Origin of the sequence: Streptococcus sp. DTU_2020_1000888_1_SI_GRL_NUU_041A (assembly GCF_032387735.1) — a bacterium.
Classification (GTDB): domain Bacteria; phylum Bacillota; class Bacilli; order Lactobacillales; family Streptococcaceae; genus Streptococcus; species Streptococcus sanguinis.
Map to the genome: position 1 here is coordinate 1,271,692 of NZ_CP135591.1, position 16,463 is coordinate 1,288,154.

Below are 16,463 nucleotides of genomic sequence, written 5' to 3' on the forward strand. Positions count from 1 at the left end.
GAGGTTGATCAAATGGCTAGACAACTGTTATTTATGAAAGCAATCAATGAAGCGCTGGATCAGGCAATGGCAAAAGATGACACCGTAATCCTTCTAGGAGAAGATATTGCTGGCGGTGTAACAGTCAAGCACTTGGAAGAGGAAAACGAAGATGCTTGGGGCGGCGTAATGGGTGTAACTAAGGGACTCATGCCAAAATACGGCCGAGAGCGGGTGATTGATACTCCGATTTCTGAGCACGGATACGTGTCAGCTTCTGTTGGAATGGCTCTGACTGGCTTACGACCAGTACCGGAGCTGATGTTCAATGACTTTATCGGTTTCTGCTTTGACGCCATTCTGGGGCAAGGCTCAAAAATGCGCTATATGTTTGGCGGTAAGGCCAAGGTTCCGATGACAATGCGGACCATGCATGGGGCAGGAGCTTCGGCTGCAGCTCAGCACTCGGGTTCTTATTACGGTCTCTTTGGTTCCATTCCTGGTATTAAGGTGGTTGTTCCAGCAACTCCGTATGATGCTAAAGGGTTACTGCTGGCTTCCATTGAAGACGACAATATCGTGATTTATTCAGAAGATAAGACTCTCTATGGTATCAAGGGAGAGGTACCAGAAGAATATTATACAGTTCCAATTGGAAAGGCTGCTGTCCGCCGTGAAGGAACAGACCTCACTATCGTTACTATTGGTAAAATGCTTTACGTCGCTTATGAGGTGGCGGATCGCTTGGAAAAAGATGGTATTTCGGTTGAAGTAATTGACCTGAGAACAGTAGCTCCTTGGGATGAGGAGACTGTCTTTGAATCAGTCAAGAAAACTGGACGACTGATTATCGTTGATGAATCCAACCCTCACAATAACACAGCGACGGATATCGCAGCTGTAGTGACTGATAAATGCTTTGATTATCTTGATGGTCCAGTAAAATGCGTCTGCGCACCAAATGTGCCAGTGCCATTTGCTGTGAATTTGGAACAGCTCTATATCCCTAATGCTGATAAGGTTTTGACTGTTGCTGCAGAATTGATTGATGATCTGAAGAGATAGAAGGGAGGCAAGTATGGCTACAGAAATTGTAATGCCTAAGCTAGGCTTAACAATGACCGAAGGTCTGATAAATAACTGGCTGGTCAAGGAAGGCGACACCGTAGCTGCTGGTCAGCCTGTCTTGGAAATCAGTTCTGAAAAATTGACCAGCGATGTAGAGGCGCCAAGCGCAGGAGTGATTTTAAAAATTATCAGTCAGGCGGGCGATACTGTCCCGTGCAAGAAAGTAATTGCATGGATTGGTGAAGCAGGAGAATCTATTCCAGGTATGGAGACGGAAGAAGTCTCTGCGAATAAATCAGAAAGTGATAAGGGAGCAGTTGATTCAGAGCCACAGCTAGCTGAAAAAACTGTGGCAGCAAGTTCCAACACTGTTGGAAAAAGTGAACAGGGACGTATTTTTATCACTCCGCTGGCCCGCAAGATTGCTAAGGAAAAAGGATATGATATTTCCATGATTTCAGGAACGGGAGGCAATGGCCGTATTACCCGACGGGATGTGGAAAACTATAAACCAGAGGCGCTTCCAAACCAAACACCTGAAAATAGCTCTGCGATCCTTCAGCCGGCTAGTCAGGCTGACTATGGCGCAGGATTGACAGGCATGCGCAAGACTATTGCGGAGCGGATGATGACCAGTCTCCAGACATCGGCTCAAGTGACCTTGCACCGTAAGGTGGATATCAGTCAGCTGATGGCCTTTAGACAGGATATGAAGGATAAGGTGGCTTCTCCACTAGAAAACGGAGAAATCAGCATCACGACTTTGCTGACAAAGGCAGTTGCCAAGGCATTGAAAGATCACCCTCAGCTCAACGCTTGGTATTTCAATGGTCAGTATCAGGAAGTAGAAGATATTCATATCGGTATTGCGACGGCGCTGAGTGATGGTCTGGTGGTGCCAGTCATTCGTCACGTGGATAAGCTAACGCTGGCTGACTTGGGCTTAGCTATCAAAACAGAGGCCACCCAAGCTCGTAAAGGCACTTTAGATCCAGCTCTTTACTCAGGTTCAACCTTCAGTATTACCAATCTCGGGGCAGCAGGGGTTGAATATTTCACTCCTATCCTAAATACTCCAGAAGTGGCCATTTTAGGAGTTGGTGCCCTGCAAACGGCGCTGGCTCTTGACAGCCAAGGACAGGTCTATGAGCAGAAATTCCTGCCGCTCAGCCTGACTTTTGACCATCAAGTCGTAGATGGTCAGCCTGCAGCGGAGTTTCTAGCCAGTTTAGCGGACAAGTTGGAATCTCCTTACGACTTGGTTTTCTGATAAAAGAATGAATAAAGAATTTCATTCCTGAATGATAAAGAAAGAGGCCAGCTGTTTATATCACTCATTAACAGTTGGCTTTTATATATTCTATCATTCTCTTGCTTCAATTTATAATGTTTAGATAAGGAAATGACAGGATGATAGGGAGTAAATTCTAAGGCTCTAAGTAGGTGAATCAAGCTGCAGTATAAGATAAATTGAATGACGATAATGGGAGAAAAATATCAGTGAGGTAGAATATGAAGGTTGCCAAAACACTAGTCTTAGAATATCTAGAGCAAGAATTACTAAAGAATAATAAGCAAGGCCTTGAAACAAAAGTGATTGCTGCTGCTTTAGGAATGCAACGCTCAAATGTGAGTACCATTTTGAATCAATTGGTAAAAGAAGGGATGCTTGTTAAAGGAAATACAAGGCCAGTTCAATACAAGTTAAAAGAGATATTTGTAGAAAATCCTTTGGATTTTCCAAGCATTATAGGTGAAAATGGCAGTTTGCGAACAGCCATCCAGTTAGCACAGGCAGCTATTCTATACCCAAATTATGCCCTTCCTGTACTTATTTTATCCGAGGTCGGTGCTGGTAGAACTCACTTCGTGAATAAAATGATGGAGTTTGCCATTCAAAATCAAGCGATTAGTAAGCCTCAGTTGTTTGAAAAAATTAACTGCTTAGACTATATTGATGTTCTGGATGATTTGCTGAAGTTGTTATTTGGCTCAGAGGCGACGAAGTCTGTATTTGAGAAAGTGGCAGAAGGAATTTTATTTATAGATAACATACAAGTTCTATCTTCGGCGGATCAGAATAGATTGATTTCCTGGCTGAATCACAGAGAAGGAGAACAAAAGAGACGTCAGAAGAAAGGTTTGGTAATTATCGGAAGTAGCGCTAAGCTATCTGAACATTTATCCAATAAACTTCCTGTTGTAATCCAGCTGCCTTCTTATTCGAATAGACCGATTAGTGAAAAGCTAGAGTTACTAAATTACTTTTTAGCTATCGAATCAAAGAATTCTGCGCATGATATTCAAGTGCCGCGTGATGTCATTCATTCCTTCATCCTATCAGCGAATATTAGCAATATAAAAGAATTAGAATATGCAGTTCGAACAGCTTGCGCCAATGCTTTTGTAAGAAGCCTGAGGTCAGAGCTAAAAGATTTAACACTTAGTAATGACGATTTGCCCATTCCTTATCAAGGGATTCGGCATTTAGGAAGTCATAATGTAGTTAAAATCGATGAATTGATTGGCAAACGTAAGGTGCTAATTTATGATAAGGAGTTGGGATTGCTGGATTTTCCAGAGCAAGAGTCAGATGATTTATATAACAAAATTAAATCAGAATATACTCAGTTATCAGAAAGAGGCATTGAGCAGGATGATGTTTTTGAGGCAGTGAGAAACTATATTCAAAGTTATATTGAATACAAACCTTTTGTCGAGAAAGAGGATGAGTTGGAAAATCTTAATCAGCTTGAGACGATTGTTTCTGCTGAAGTAATCCAGTTGGTACAAGCCTTTGTTCTATCTGTTCAAAAAGAACTCAATATAGAGCTTAATTCGACGGCATATTACGGCATCAGCCTTCATGTCAATGCGATGCTTAAGCAGAAAGGGTCTTTAAATCGGCAGTTGGATAATGATGCTATTGTGAAAGTGATTCGGGATTATCCAATAGAGTATGCACAATGTTCTAAATTTGCTAGGCAACTAGAAACAAGATTTCAACTAGCTGTTCCGATAGATGAAATCGTCATCCTAACTATGTTTATTATTGAATCCGAAAAGAAACAAGATAGTCTACGACCTATCTTGCTCTACGTTCTGCATGGTAAAGGGGTTGCCAAGTCCTTGGCAGAGTCAACCAAGATGCTGACTAAAAATAGCCAAGTGTATGGTTTTGATATTCTATTAGAAGAATCTCTAGAGGAAAGCTATCGAAAATTAAAAGAGCAAATTGAGGAACTAGACCAAGGTTTAGGGGTCATTGTCCTCTATGATATGGGATCGATTAAAGAAATGCTGGATAAAATTCGAGAAGAAACTCTGATTAAGATCAGAGAATTTGAAATTCCCATTACTATGATTGGCATGGGGATTGCACGGCGTTGTTTGATAGAAAATGATATTGACAGTGTCTTTCACGCTTTTCATATGGAAATGAATCAGCTGTATAAAAATAGGGACCAGGAAAAAATCATCATTACACTCTGTTATACTAGCGAGGGCGGTTCTCTTCAGCTAAAGCACTATCTTGATCAGTATTCAAAGTTAGGTTACCGTGTCATTGCTTTGTCAGTTGCCAATAAGGAGATGTTGATTGAGGAAGTGATGGCTTTAAGAAAGACCTATCAAGTCCATGCTTTTGTTGGAACTTTCGACCCTCAAATTATGGGCATCCCTTTCATTTCCATTAAAGATGTCTTTGAGCAGCCCAAGGAGCACCTAGATAAATTATTGATGTTTGTACCAAACTCTGTCAATAGCTACGATTATGAGAAAGTTTACCAATTTTTAGAAGAGCAATTTGTCTATACTTCCTTAGCTAAGATTAAAAAGATTCTTCCTGCTATTTTAGATGAATTTGATTTTTATTATCAGCTGATAGAGGAGCAAACAATAGGCTTGTTTGTCCATATTGCCTGTCTGGTGGAGAGAACCCTTTCAGGAGAATATCTGAAAAAGGGCAGTAGAGAAATTGCTGGTGTTATCGAAAAATTCCCTGATGACTATAAGCATGTTAGGAAAATAATCCGAACAGTGGAGCGAAGCTTTAAGATTCTTATAGATGACGCAGAGATTAGTGTTTTAATTCAGATGCTGCGCAAGTTATAAAATTGTATGTTAGAGTAGCAAACCAATAAAAAAGCACCTAACTCTCATTACCCTTTTTAGTCAGGATTTACACTTCCGATTTTTGTGGTAATGTTGTGATTTAGATACTTTTTTACATGCGCTCTTGCACAAGGTTATGCAGCCATTTTCCTGAGAAAACACGAGGGATTCCCCAGATTGGCTTGAGAATGTCTTCGCCATTTATCACAAGAAAGATTAGCCAAGTGGGAGCCTGCAGACTAACCAGGACATAGCCAAGTGGAATGCTGAAGAGCCAGACAGGTAAAATATCTAGCAGGCAGGCATAGTTGGTATCGCCTCCGCTACGTAAAATCCCAACGATTAAAACAACACTAAAAGCTTTTGGGATAAACAACAGGGCATTTAACTGAATCATCAAGATGGTTAGCTGCTCTGTCTGATTGCTTAAGTTGTAGAGTTTCAAGGCTAAAGGCATGGCCCAGATGAGTAGGATGCTGACAGTGAGTCCGATGAGAGGTAGTAGAAGTAAGAAGCGCTTGGCATCTTGTAAGGCTTTTTCTATTTGATTCTCTCCGATGGTATTGCCTAGCATAACAGCTACAGCATTTCCCGCACCGCGTACAAAGACAAAACCAATTTGGGCAATGGCGCTAGCAATCTGAGTGGAGGCCACCACTTCAGTACCTAATAATCCGATAATAGCCAAGCCAATTGATGTTCCAAAAGACCAGGCTCCTTCATTGAAGACGACTGGCAAGGTTTTTTTCAAAAATTGACAAACGAAGTCTTTGTGGAAGGCAAAGAGATCAGCTATGCTAGCGGCTCCAGCCATTCTAGTTCGATAGACACCAAAGACTAACCAGCAAAGCTCTAGCAATCGAGCCATAAAGGTAGCAATAGCGGCACCAACCAGTCCAAGTTTAGGAAACCCAATCAGTCCAAAAATAAGGACGGCATTACCAAGGATATTGGTCGCCATGGATAGGAGACTTGCAAGAGTTGGTAAGAAAACTTCGTTACTGCAGCGACACATAGTAGCCAGAGAAGTTGTAATAGCTGTCATCAGGTAGGTCCAGGAGACGATAGATAAGTACTGGGCGCCCAACTGAATAGCTTCGGTATCATGAATATAAAAACCAATCAGTTGCTTGGGAAAAAGTAAAGCGACTAAAGTAAAGGAAGCGGAGATGAGCCCGCTCAGCATATAGACTAATCCCAAGGTTTTTCTCATATCAGCAATTCGCTGGGCTCCCCAGTATTGGGCCATGAAGACAGAAGCTCCGCTACCGATACCAAACTGTACAATAGTCAAGAGAAAGAAAATCTGGTTGGCAGCACCAGCAGCTGCGATTTGTTTTTCCCCTAGCTGTCCAATCATGACAACATCAGCTAGATTGACAGCGCTAGCCAGTAGAAATTGAAGAGAAAACGGTAGACTGAGACGTAAGAATTGTTTCAGAAATGTTTTCTTTTCACTCACTCTCCCACCTCCTTTCGTTTCAAATAGGATAAGCAATCAGTATGTTCAGTAACCTGATGTCTAGAAATTTGATGTTCTTTTTGAATTGGATGATTCTGATTCCTCATAAACTTCGTTCTTTCTACCTGATAGCTTGAACTAAGCCTCAAGTTTAGTGATAATAGGCAATTTGATCAACAAAAATTTGACAATCTTTGTCAGCTTCTGTTTGAACCTCTACATTCTTCAATTCCTTTTCAGGATAAGGGTTTTGAATAGGAAATGCGAAGAAAGTTTGTTGCTCTTTTTGATAAGGTTTGGTGCTAAGCGAGACTTCAAATAATTGCTCATCTACCTTATAGATGGGTTCGCCAGGTAGAGGGTTGGTATTGGTAGTCCGATCCCATTCAACACTTGTTTTGCCAATGTTTTCTCCAAAGATAATGGGAAGAGTAAACTCGGTTTGATCAGTATAGGTTAGTAGGATATTTCCGATTTGATAGGTTTCCATTTCGGGGAAGACACCGTCCACAAACCATTGGTATTCCACAAAATAGTCAGTAGCATAGCCAATTTCAATCCAGCTAGGATGCGCGAGTGTTTCAAGGCTGCGCGAGTGGTTTTGCAGGTCAGGATAGTGGTAATGGAAGAGATATGATAAGGTTTTATCACGGATAGTCGCATAGTCTTCATCGCGATAGTCATGATTCCAAAACATCTCGTAAGCATAGGCCAAGCCGAAGAAAATGACATTTCTCTGCAGGATTACCTCATTTAAAGTGCTCCAGTTGGAGATGATAGCTCCCTTGCTCCCCTTCTTCAAATGCTCAGCCCAATGCGGAAAGAGATAGCCTTCAAAATTACCATAACGGATGCTAAAGCCTTCTTCTAAAACTTCATCTTCCAGTTTTTCATCCAAACTCCAGAGCCAATGGAGAATTTCGACATCTTTGGGAATCTGGTGAATAGCCTGCCAGGTTGCCGGCATAATGCCAACTTTTGTGCCTGTATCTTTTTTGAACTGGGGAGTGTACATGATGATTTCTGCTCCACCAAAAGGCCCTGCATCAGGAACGATAGCGTTTTTCAGTAACTTGTCTCCCCAAATCATGGTTCGGACATTTTTCTGCTTGAGGTGGTCATAAATCTTAATAATGTCCTCTGCAAAGATATCAGCTCCAGCCTTCCCTTTGCAACGCTCACACATTGCAATTGAATAGTATTCATCATGCCCGATATTGATAACTTCAGGTTCAAAGACCTCAATGATTTCATCCAGAACATCAAAGAGGAGTTCATAAGAGGCAGGATTTGATGGGCAGTAAGTGTCTGGATAAGGATCTTCAGGGATTTCTGCAATTTCTGGGTGGCCAAGCATCAGGTAGTCACAGTGGCCAAGAGAGGGTACCTCAGGAATCACTTCAAAAAATCGTTCCTTGCAGTAGAGGACCAGATCTTTAACATCATTTTGACTTAGAAACTCCCCATCACCATTCTCCATGTGAATGGCATTCTTGTACCAAGGGAAGGTATAGTCTTGGATTTCTTTGGTCTTGCCAGAGTATTCAGCCATTTCAGAACAATATTTGATCCACTCTTGATTAATTTCAGGGTGTTTTTTATATTCCATAGCACCGCCGATTTCAATCATGAGGGTATTGTACTTGAAGAAAGCAAGCATATCCACAAATTGCTTGAAGAAATCCATATTCTTACGAGACGGTAAAAAGACTTTGAGGCCACGCTCGGAACAGACAGGTTCGTCGTAGGCCAAGCCATAAGGCAAGTAGCCATCCTGCAACATTTGGATAATCGAAATTGCCCCATAAAATAAGCCGCGTTGGGACAAGGCATAAACGAAAATACCGTCTTCAGTAATCTTTACGATGTGCGCTTCAGTATTGGATGGATAGGGAAGTGAAAAGGACTGCATGACCTCTTGCCCGACTTCTCGGGAAATCCCTTCTATGAAGTGAATGGCAGGGAAAGCCAGCTGTTTATGATTTCTTTCTCTTGGATGAGCCCGTAAGGTGTCAGTCAAAATAGGAAGTGGACTAAATATTTGAGTTTCTTTAGTGAAATAGCGACCGTTATTTTCTTGTTTCCAATATTGAGGTGTGATGCCTTGTTTCATAATCTACTCCTTGAACTATCTGGATATCTGCGAGTCATAAAAAATCTGGGCGCAGAAAAGAAGGTATGGATCGGATTTGCTTTTTACTGAGTTTTCACTTTTCTAGCCTTCTCAATTTCCCCTTGAATCTTATAAAGATTTTCCGAAAGGCGGCCAAAGTAGAGAAGCTCTCCCATCCACTTGATGAGCTTGCTTTTTGAATTTTTTGTCAATTTATTTTGTTCTTGTTCTAGCGTAACCTCAAGCCCTTTTGAGCAAGACTTGGTTTTGTAGGAAGTAATCGTTTTTTCACTGTGGGACGAGATTTGAATGACGTAGGTTTCATGGCGACGATAGTCCAGAATCTCATAATCAGTCTTGGTATAGACATTGTCTGACAATTTTGAGTAACGAAGTCCTTTCTTTAACCTATCTATCTTTTTTGTTTGATTGTCAGTTTGATTGATTTGATTCAGAAACTCGTTCTCCAAGAAGTCATAAAATTCATCTGAAGTGACTTGGAGTTCTCTAATAATCTTCATAAATTAAGTATATAATAAGCCCTTGTGGAAAGTAACCCCCTGAGGAAAAAGAGACGGATTTTAATGAATTTTTATACTCTTTCGCTTTGTGTTATACATTATCATAAAAAACGATTAATTTTTATACACTAATTTTACGATAGGTTCTAAAATATATTAAAGGAACTATTTAAAAATAGCAGAGTACCAGAGGTAAAGCACGCAAGAAACTGTTGCTTTAAATTTTTTATAATAAATTGAGTATGAATGGCATTTGAAAATGGATACACTAAGCTAGAAAACTGTATATTAAGACAATATAAACGCTTTTGACAGTAGAATAGAGCTATAGTAAACTTTGGGTAAGAAGTCAAATTGAAAGGAGGAGTTTGTATGGAAGAATGGAATAGTTCAGCGGAGATTATTGCCATGTCCTTAATTGCCAATTCTGGTGCAGCCCGATCCTTAGCTTTTGAAGCACTAAAAAAAGCAAAACTAGCCGAATTTGATGTAGCTAAGGAATTAATGGATGAGGCAAATAGTGTTATTTTAAAAGCCCATCATTCCCAAACGGATTTATTGCAGGAAGAAGCACAAGGAAACGGACATCAGTTGAGTATATTGCTTGTTCATGCACAAGATCATTTTATGACGAGTCTATTGGCCATTGACCTTATCACCGAGATGATTGAGCTGTATTCCAATAGAGAAGGAGAAAGACAATGAAAATCTTATTAATATGTGCAGCGGGTATGTCCACGAGTATCCTGATGAAAAAAATGGAGCAATATGCAAATGACCAAGGTATTGACCTCGATATCAAAGCGGTCGGATTGATGGACTATCAAGATTATGCTCAGGATTATGACGTAATTTTATTAGGCCCTCAGGTTTCTTATAAACTTGATTCTGTCAAAGAGACAGTGTCAAAACCTGTTGCCACCATACCAGCTATGGATTATGCAATGGGAGATTGTAAGAATATCTTTCAATTAATTAAAGCAATATCTTAAGGAGGTTTTTCTGATGGAAAAATTCTTTAACAGTAAGTTCATGACCAAGCTCCAGGAAATTGGTTATAAACTGGCCAACAATGTGTTTATACAGTCTTTACAAGCTGGATTAGGCTCTCTCTTGGGATTGATTACCGTGGGTTCCTTATTTCAAGTCTTAGCTGCGATTGGAAATGAAACAGCTCTAGGTTGGTTCAAAACAGGGGATGCAGTGTATAATACATTAACCTTGCCTTTCCGTTATTCAATGGATTTTATTTCTATCTGGGTTGCTATCTTCTTTGCTTATCATTATGCTAAGAATTTGAAATTGAAATCCCCTATTATGGCAGCTGTTGATACAGCAGTTACTTTCATGCTTGTGGCAGGAGCTTTTGTTGATACTGAAGAATTCTCCGGCCTGCAATTAGACTACCTTGGCTCACAAGGTATGTTTATCAGCTTCTTTATTGTCTTTGTCGTTGTACAGATTGAAAAATTCTGTTATGAAAAAGATATTAAAATAAAGATGCCCGATGTTGTGCCGCAGTTCCTGCAAGATAGTTTCGGCTCTATTCTGCCGGTATTCTTCTCCATCACTCTCTTCCTCTTGCTGAATGTTGGAATTGGAGCATTGACAGCAGGAGCTTATAATGTTCCGTCTGGTTTTATGGCTCTCTTGCGTGCACCGCTTGGCGCTGTATCATCTGTTCCAGGTATTGTGATGCTTTGTATGTTAGCGCTGATTCTTTGGTGCTTCGGTATTCATGGTACCCTCATCATTATTCCAATCATTTCTCCGCTTGGGATTCAAGCGGCAACAACCAATGCTGCTCTTCATGCGAACGGTCAGCCAATGCAATTCTTCCCAGTCTTACTCTACACTTCCATGGCCTTGGTTGGTGGTACAGGAAATACCTGGGCCCTGGTCTTGATGGGCTTACGTTCAAAATCCAAACAAATTAGTGCCGTGTCTAAGATTTCTCTCATTCCTGGATGGTTTGGTATCAACGAGCCAGTAACATTTGGTATGCCAATTATGTTCAACCCAATTCTTTGTATTCCTTATGTACTCAATGTGCCTATTATGATGATTTTGACTTATTTTGCTTACAAAACAGGCTTTATCATTCCAGCTTGGATTGTTGTCAGCGCTCAGTTGCCAATGGGCTTTAGTAACTATCTGACCACCCTTCGTTGGCAAAACTTTGTTTGGGACTATATCTTGATTTTACCAGCTATGTTAATCTACTATCCATTCTTCAAAAAATACGAAGAACAATTGGTTAAGCAAGAAGCTGAAGCGGAAGCAATAGAAGCCAAAGGAGGTGCAGCAGCTTGATTGATGTAACAAAATTTTCTAGAGGCTTTCTCTGGGGATCGGCTTCAGCAGCCTATCAAGTTGAAGGAGCTTGGGATGAAGATGGTAAGAGTCTGTCTATCTGGGACGTCTTTGTTCGCCAGCCTAATAGGACCTTTAAAAATACGACAGGCGATGTAGCAGTGGACCATTATCATCGCTATAAAGAAGATGTTAAACTGATGGCCGAAATGGGCTTAAAAGCTTATCGATTTTCTATTGCTTGGACCCGTATTTTGCCTGATGGCCGAGGAGAGGTTAACCAGAAAGGGATTGAGTTTTATTCAAATCTGATTGATGAACTTCTCAAATATAATATCGAACCCATTATCACAATCTATCACTGGGATTTGCCTCAGACACTTCAAGATGAGTATGGAGGCTGGGAGTCCAGAAAGATAATCGACGATTTCCTGTATTATGCAGAGATTCTCTTCAAAAACTTTGGAGATCGAGTGAAATATTGGATTGGACTCAATGAGCAAAATGTCTTTGTTGGACTAGGCTATCGGGATGGTCGTTTTCCACCAGGAATCAAAAATATTCAGTTAATGCACCAGGTAAATCACATTGTCAACTTGGCTAATGCGACGATTATCAAACGATTCCATGATTTAAAAATAAAAGGTCAAATCGGTCCAAGTTTCGCCTTTCCTGTCCTTTATGCTCTAGATAATCAGCCAGAAAATGTTCTAGCCATGGAGAAATCCTTGGATGTCAATGTTTGGTACTGGATGGATGCTTATCTATTGGGACGTTATCCAAAGACAGCTCTAGCTTATTTGAAAAATCAATTCGGTATAGAATTAGATATCCGAGAAGGAGATTTAGATATTTTAAAAGCAGGCCGTCCAGATTTCGTAGGCGTCAACTATTACCAATCTCATACTTTTGCTACTAATGTACCGAATGCTGAAGCTGGTGAGCCGGACCAGTTTAAGCATGTGCCAAACGAACACTTAGAGCGTACTAGCTGGGGATGGGAAATAGATCCAATTGGTTTGCGGATAGCTTTGCGACGGATTACCAGCAGATATGACATTCCGATTATGATAACTGAAAATGGGCTAGGAGAGTATGACGCCTTAACAGAAGATAGAAAGATCCACGACCCATATCGGATTGAGTATCTTGATAATCATATTACAGCTGTACAAAATGCCATCGAAGATGGTTGCCAAGTCATCGGCTATTGTACGTGGTCTTTCACAGATCTACTTTCATGGCTAAACGGTTATGGCAAGCGCTATGGATTTGTTTATATAGACCGTGATGAGGAAGAAGGTGGTAGTCTAGAGCGGATTCGAAAAGATAGTTTTTATTGGTATCAAAAATTAATTAAAGGATTTGAGAACAAAAGAGAAAACAGTAGAAGCCATTCATAGAAAAAAGCCAGCAGTTTATATCCCTATACACTGCCGGCTTTTCTTTTTTATTTTTCTCGCATTTGACCTTGTGGGAAGTAGGTTCCTTCTGGCATGTCGTTAATAATGACATGGACAGCAGACTGAGGTGCGCCTGTATTTCTGACAACGGCTTCAGTTACTTCCTTGGCAAGAGCTTTTTTCTGCTCCAGAGTACGACCTTCAAATAAATCAATTCTAACAAATGGCATATTTTCTGCCTCCTTTATTTCGTTATTATTATTTTATCACAAATGAGGTTTTAAAGAGTAATGAATTATGGTAAAATAATGTGAAGTAAAAATGGAGATAGTGAATTAGCAAAGATTTAAATTATGGCTCAGTTATACTACAAATATGGCACGATGAATTCGGGCAAGACCATTGAAATTTTGAAAGTGGCCCACAATTATGAAGAACAAGGCAAGAGCGTCGTTATCATGACCTCGGCTCTTGATACCCGCGACGGCTTTGGTGTCGTTTCTAGTCGTATCGGTATGAAGCGGAATGCTATGGCTATTGAAGATCAGACGGATATTTTTGGCTATATCCAGCAGTTGTCTGAAAAGCCTTATTGCGTTTTGATTGATGAGGCTCAGTTCTTGAAACGTCATCATGTCTATGATTTGGCTAGAGTTGTGGATGAGCTGGATGTTCCGGTTATGGCTTTTGGTCTAAAAAATGATTTTCGCAATGAACTCTTTGAAGGCTCCAAACACCTCTTGCTCTTAGCTGACAAGATTGAGGAGATTAAAACCATTTGCCAATATTGCTCTCATAAGGCTACCATGGTTTTACGGACTGATAACGGAAAGCCGGTTTATGACGGAGAGCAGATTAAAATTGGCGGCCACGAGACCTATATCTCAGTCTGCCGCAAGCACTATTTTAACCCCGATATTAAGTAATCCAGCGATAGAAATAAAGGAGATGATGAACATCTATGAACATCTATGAACAGTTACAAGCGGTGGAAGATCGCTACGAAGAACTTGGTGAACTCCTAAGCGACCCTGATGTAGTTAGTGATACCAAGCGTTTTATGGAGCTTTCTAAGGAAGAAGCCAGCACCCGAGATACAGTGACGGCATACCGTGAGTATAAAAAAGTCCTGCAAAACATCACAGACGCTGAAGAAATGATAAAAGACGCCTCTGGTGATGCGGACTTGGAGGAAATGGCCAAGCAAGAACTAAAAGATGCCAAGGCTGAAAAAGAAGAATACGAGGAAAAACTAAAAATCCTCCTTTTACCGAAAGATCCAAACGATGATAAGAATATCATTTTGGAAATCCGCGGTGCTGCAGGAGGAGATGAGGCTCAGTTGTTTGCAGGAGACCTCTTGCAGATGTATCAAAAATATGCTGAAAGCCAGGGCTGGCGCTTTGAAGTTATGGAAGCTTCTTACAATGGTGTAGGTGGGATCAAGGAAGTGGTCGCTATGGTCTCAGGTCAGTCGGTCTACTCAAAGCTTAAGTATGAATCTGGCGCTCACCGCGTACAGCGGGTTCCTGTAACCGAAAGCCAAGGCCGCGTTCACACCTCGACGGCAACTGTCTTGGTGATGCCAGAAATCGAAGAAGTCGAATACGACATTGATCCTAAAGATTTGCGTGTTGACATCTACCACGCTTCAGGTGCCGGCGGACAGAACGTCAATAAGGTTGCGACTGCGGTTCGTATTGTCCATCTACCAACCAATATCAAGGTCGAAATGCAGGAAGAACGAACCCAGCAGAAGAACCGGGATAAGGCTATGAAAATTATCCGAGCACGCGTAGCAGACCACTTTGCTCAAATTGCTCAAGATGAGCAGGATGCAGAGCGCAAGTCCACAATTGGTACAGGCGATCGCTCAGAGAGGATTCGCACCTATAATTTCCCGCAAAACCGGGTGACAGACCACCGTATCGGCTTGACCTTGCAAAAGCTGGACACGATTTTAGCTGGCAAACTGGATGAAGTCGTTGACGCTCTGGTTCTCTATGACCAAACGCAAAAGCTAGAAGAGCTGAATAAATAATGATGTTTGCTCAATATTTGGCTGTGCTAGAGCAAGAGCTAGTAGCAGCGGGAGAAGAAGCAGAAAGCCTGTCTTTCGTTTATCGGGCTCTCAATAAGCTTTCCTTTACCGACTTTGTTCTTAAGCTTAGAACAGAAGTCAGCCAGGAAGACCGTGAACAGCTAAAAGCAATTCAAGAGCAGCTGCTTGCTCACAAGCCAGCCCAGTATATCATTGGCAGCAGTGACTTTCACGGCCTGACTCTCAAGGTTGATGAGCGGGTTCTGATTCCAAGACCTGAGACGGAGGAGCTAGTGGAGCTGATTTTGTCAGAAAATCCCGAAAGTTCTCTGTCTGTCTTGGATATCGGAACGGGTAGTGGAGCTATTGCTCTGGCATTGGCAAATAGCCGTCCAGATTGGCAGATTACTGCTTCTGATCTGTCAAGAGATGCTCTTTCCTTGGCAGCGGATAATGCTCAAAATTGTAGACTTAATCCAACTTTTGTTCAATCTGACTGCTTGGATACAATTCAAGGAAAATTTGACATCATCGTCTCTAACCCGCCCTATATTTCAGAAGCGGATAAGGACGAAGTTGGACTTAACGTTCTGACCTCAGAGCCTCACATAGCCCTCTTTGCTGAGGAAGATGGCTATGCCGTCTATCGGAAAATAGCAGAGCAGGCAGGGGGTTATCTGACAGAAAAAGGAAAAATCTATCTGGAAATTGGATACAAGCAAGGAGAAGGTGTCGCGGAGTTGCTAAAAAAGTCCTTCCCTCAAAAACGAATCCGAGTTCTGAAAGATCAATTCGGCAAAGATAGAATGGTGGCAATGGACAATGGATAAGATAGAAAAAACTCTGGCAACAGGTGGAGCAGTTGTCCTGCCGACAGAAACTGTTTATGGCGTCTTTGCCCAAGCTTTGAATCAAGAGGCGGTTGAACGAGTCTACGAATTAAAACGAAGAGCTCGTGACAAGGCTCTTAATCTCAATGTGGCTAGCTTGGAAGAGATTTATGCCTTTTCCAAGAATCAGCCCAGTTATCTGGAGCAACTCTATAAAACCTTTCTGCCTGGGCCGCTGACTATTATCCTTCAAGCCAATGACCGAGTGCCTGCTTGGATAAACTCAGGTATGGAAACTGTGGGTTTTCGGATTCCTAAACATCCAGTTACCCTGGACTTGATTCGGAAGTACGGTCCCTTGATTGGTCCATCCGCCAATCTTTCTGGAAAAGCTAGTGGAACTTCTTTCCAGCAGATTATGATGGATTTTCAAGAGGAGGTCTCAGGTGTAGAAGATGATGACTCTTTGACCGGTCAGGATTCAACTATTCTAGACTTGTCTGGAGAAAAGGCTCTTATTTTACGCCAGGGAGCGATTACTCGCGAGGATATTCTCGCCCAAGTAAATAATATAAAATTTTAACTTTTAGGACCTAAGGTCCTATTTTCGCAAAAGAAGG

The 16,463-nt window shown here is 41.4% G+C and carries 15 protein-coding genes; 11 read left to right on the forward strand and 4 right to left on the reverse strand.

Translation table 11 applies throughout. The features are described from left to right. Positions 1-12: 12 nt before the first annotated feature. The 3 genes from RSK81_RS06120 to RSK81_RS06130 all read left to right on the forward strand — a co-directional run bounded on the left by RSK81_RS06120 (position 13) and on the right by RSK81_RS06130 (position 5,160). Positions 13-1,044, forward strand: a complete 1,032-nt coding sequence (locus tag RSK81_RS06120; RefSeq protein WP_002895536.1) for an alpha-ketoacid dehydrogenase subunit beta — start codon at positions 13-15, stop codon at positions 1,042-1,044. A gap of 13 nt (positions 1,045-1,057) precedes the next feature. Continuing rightward, entirely contained in the window at positions 1,058-2,317 is a 1,260-nt protein-coding gene (locus RSK81_RS06125; RefSeq protein WP_009660459.1) for a dihydrolipoamide acetyltransferase family protein, read from the forward strand. Positions 2,318-2,559: 242 nt separating this feature from the next. Beyond that, a complete protein-coding gene (locus RSK81_RS06130; RefSeq protein ID WP_315686185.1) occupies positions 2,560-5,160 on the forward strand; it encodes a PRD domain-containing protein in 2,601 nt (866 codons plus the stop codon). Positions 5,161-5,272: 112 nt separating this feature from the next. On the opposite strand, the gene RSK81_RS06135 is transcribed toward RSK81_RS06130, so the two are convergent. The 3 genes from RSK81_RS06135 to RSK81_RS06145 form a co-directional block, all read right to left on the reverse strand. After that, positions 5,273-6,658 (reverse strand): MATE family efflux transporter, encoded by a 1,386-nt coding sequence (locus RSK81_RS06135; protein WP_315686187.1) that lies wholly within the window; start codon positions 6,656-6,658, stop codon positions 5,273-5,275. A 115-nt stretch (positions 6,659-6,773) separates the two neighbouring features. Further along, positions 6,774-8,735 carry a family 20 glycosylhydrolase gene (locus RSK81_RS06140; protein ID WP_315686188.1) on the reverse strand — a complete coding sequence of 654 codons (1,962 nt, stop codon included), beginning with the start codon at positions 8,733-8,735 and terminating at the stop codon, positions 6,774-6,776. An 83-nt stretch (positions 8,736-8,818) separates the two neighbouring features. Further along, entirely contained in the window at positions 8,819-9,256 is a 438-nt protein-coding gene (locus tag RSK81_RS06145; protein WP_315686190.1) for a DUF3284 domain-containing protein, read from the reverse strand. A gap of 372 nt (positions 9,257-9,628) precedes the next feature. Between RSK81_RS06145 and RSK81_RS06150 the strand changes: the two genes are divergently transcribed. The 4 genes from RSK81_RS06150 to RSK81_RS06165 are packed head-to-tail and all read left to right on the forward strand — an operon-like array spanning position 9,629 to position 12,972. Next, positions 9,629-9,961: a PTS lactose/cellobiose transporter subunit IIA gene (locus tag RSK81_RS06150; RefSeq protein ID WP_315686191.1), complete on the forward strand. Its 333-nt coding sequence runs from the start codon at positions 9,629-9,631 to the stop codon at positions 9,959-9,961. Next, positions 9,958-10,248, forward strand: coding sequence for a PTS sugar transporter subunit IIB (locus RSK81_RS06155; RefSeq protein ID WP_002909758.1), 291 nt, complete (start codon positions 9,958-9,960; stop codon positions 10,246-10,248). The genes RSK81_RS06150 and RSK81_RS06155 overlap by 4 nt, the downstream gene beginning before the upstream one ends. Before the next feature lie 13 nt (positions 10,249-10,261). Further along, on the forward strand, positions 10,262-11,569 hold the full coding sequence (locus RSK81_RS06160) for a PTS sugar transporter subunit IIC (RefSeq protein ID WP_002915238.1): 1,308 nt from the start codon (positions 10,262-10,264) through the stop codon (positions 11,567-11,569). Continuing rightward, positions 11,566-12,972, forward strand: a complete 1,407-nt coding sequence (locus tag RSK81_RS06165) for a glycoside hydrolase family 1 protein (protein WP_315686193.1) — start codon at positions 11,566-11,568, stop codon at positions 12,970-12,972. Before RSK81_RS06160 ends, RSK81_RS06165 begins: the two co-directional genes overlap by 4 nt. A 47-nt stretch (positions 12,973-13,019) precedes the next feature. Here the strand turns inward: RSK81_RS06165 and RSK81_RS06170 are convergent, their stop codons facing one another. Continuing rightward, entirely contained in the window at positions 13,020-13,220 is a 201-nt protein-coding gene (locus RSK81_RS06170) for a 4-oxalocrotonate tautomerase (RefSeq protein ID WP_223310287.1), read from the reverse strand. 105 nt (positions 13,221-13,325) lie between these two features. On the opposite strand from RSK81_RS06170, the gene RSK81_RS06175 reads away from it, so the two are divergent. From RSK81_RS06175 to RSK81_RS06190, 4 genes are read left to right on the forward strand one after another with little or no spacing between them, the layout of a single operon-like run. After that, complete coding sequence (locus RSK81_RS06175; protein WP_315686195.1) at positions 13,326-13,898, forward strand: thymidine kinase; 573 nt, start codon at positions 13,326-13,328, stop codon at positions 13,896-13,898. A gap of 35 nt (positions 13,899-13,933) precedes the next feature. Next, entirely contained in the window at positions 13,934-15,013 is a 1,080-nt protein-coding gene (gene prfA / locus RSK81_RS06180) for a peptide chain release factor 1 (RefSeq protein WP_002895522.1), read from the forward strand. Further along, positions 15,013-15,843, forward strand: a complete 831-nt coding sequence (prmC, locus tag RSK81_RS06185) for a peptide chain release factor N(5)-glutamine methyltransferase (RefSeq protein ID WP_315686196.1) — start codon at positions 15,013-15,015, stop codon at positions 15,841-15,843. The genes prfA and prmC overlap by 1 nt, the downstream gene beginning before the upstream one ends. Further along, positions 15,836-16,426 (forward strand): L-threonylcarbamoyladenylate synthase, encoded by a 591-nt coding sequence (locus RSK81_RS06190; RefSeq protein ID WP_315686198.1) that lies wholly within the window; start codon positions 15,836-15,838, stop codon positions 16,424-16,426. Before prmC ends, RSK81_RS06190 begins: the two co-directional genes overlap by 8 nt. Positions 16,427-16,463: the final 37 nt, after the last annotated feature.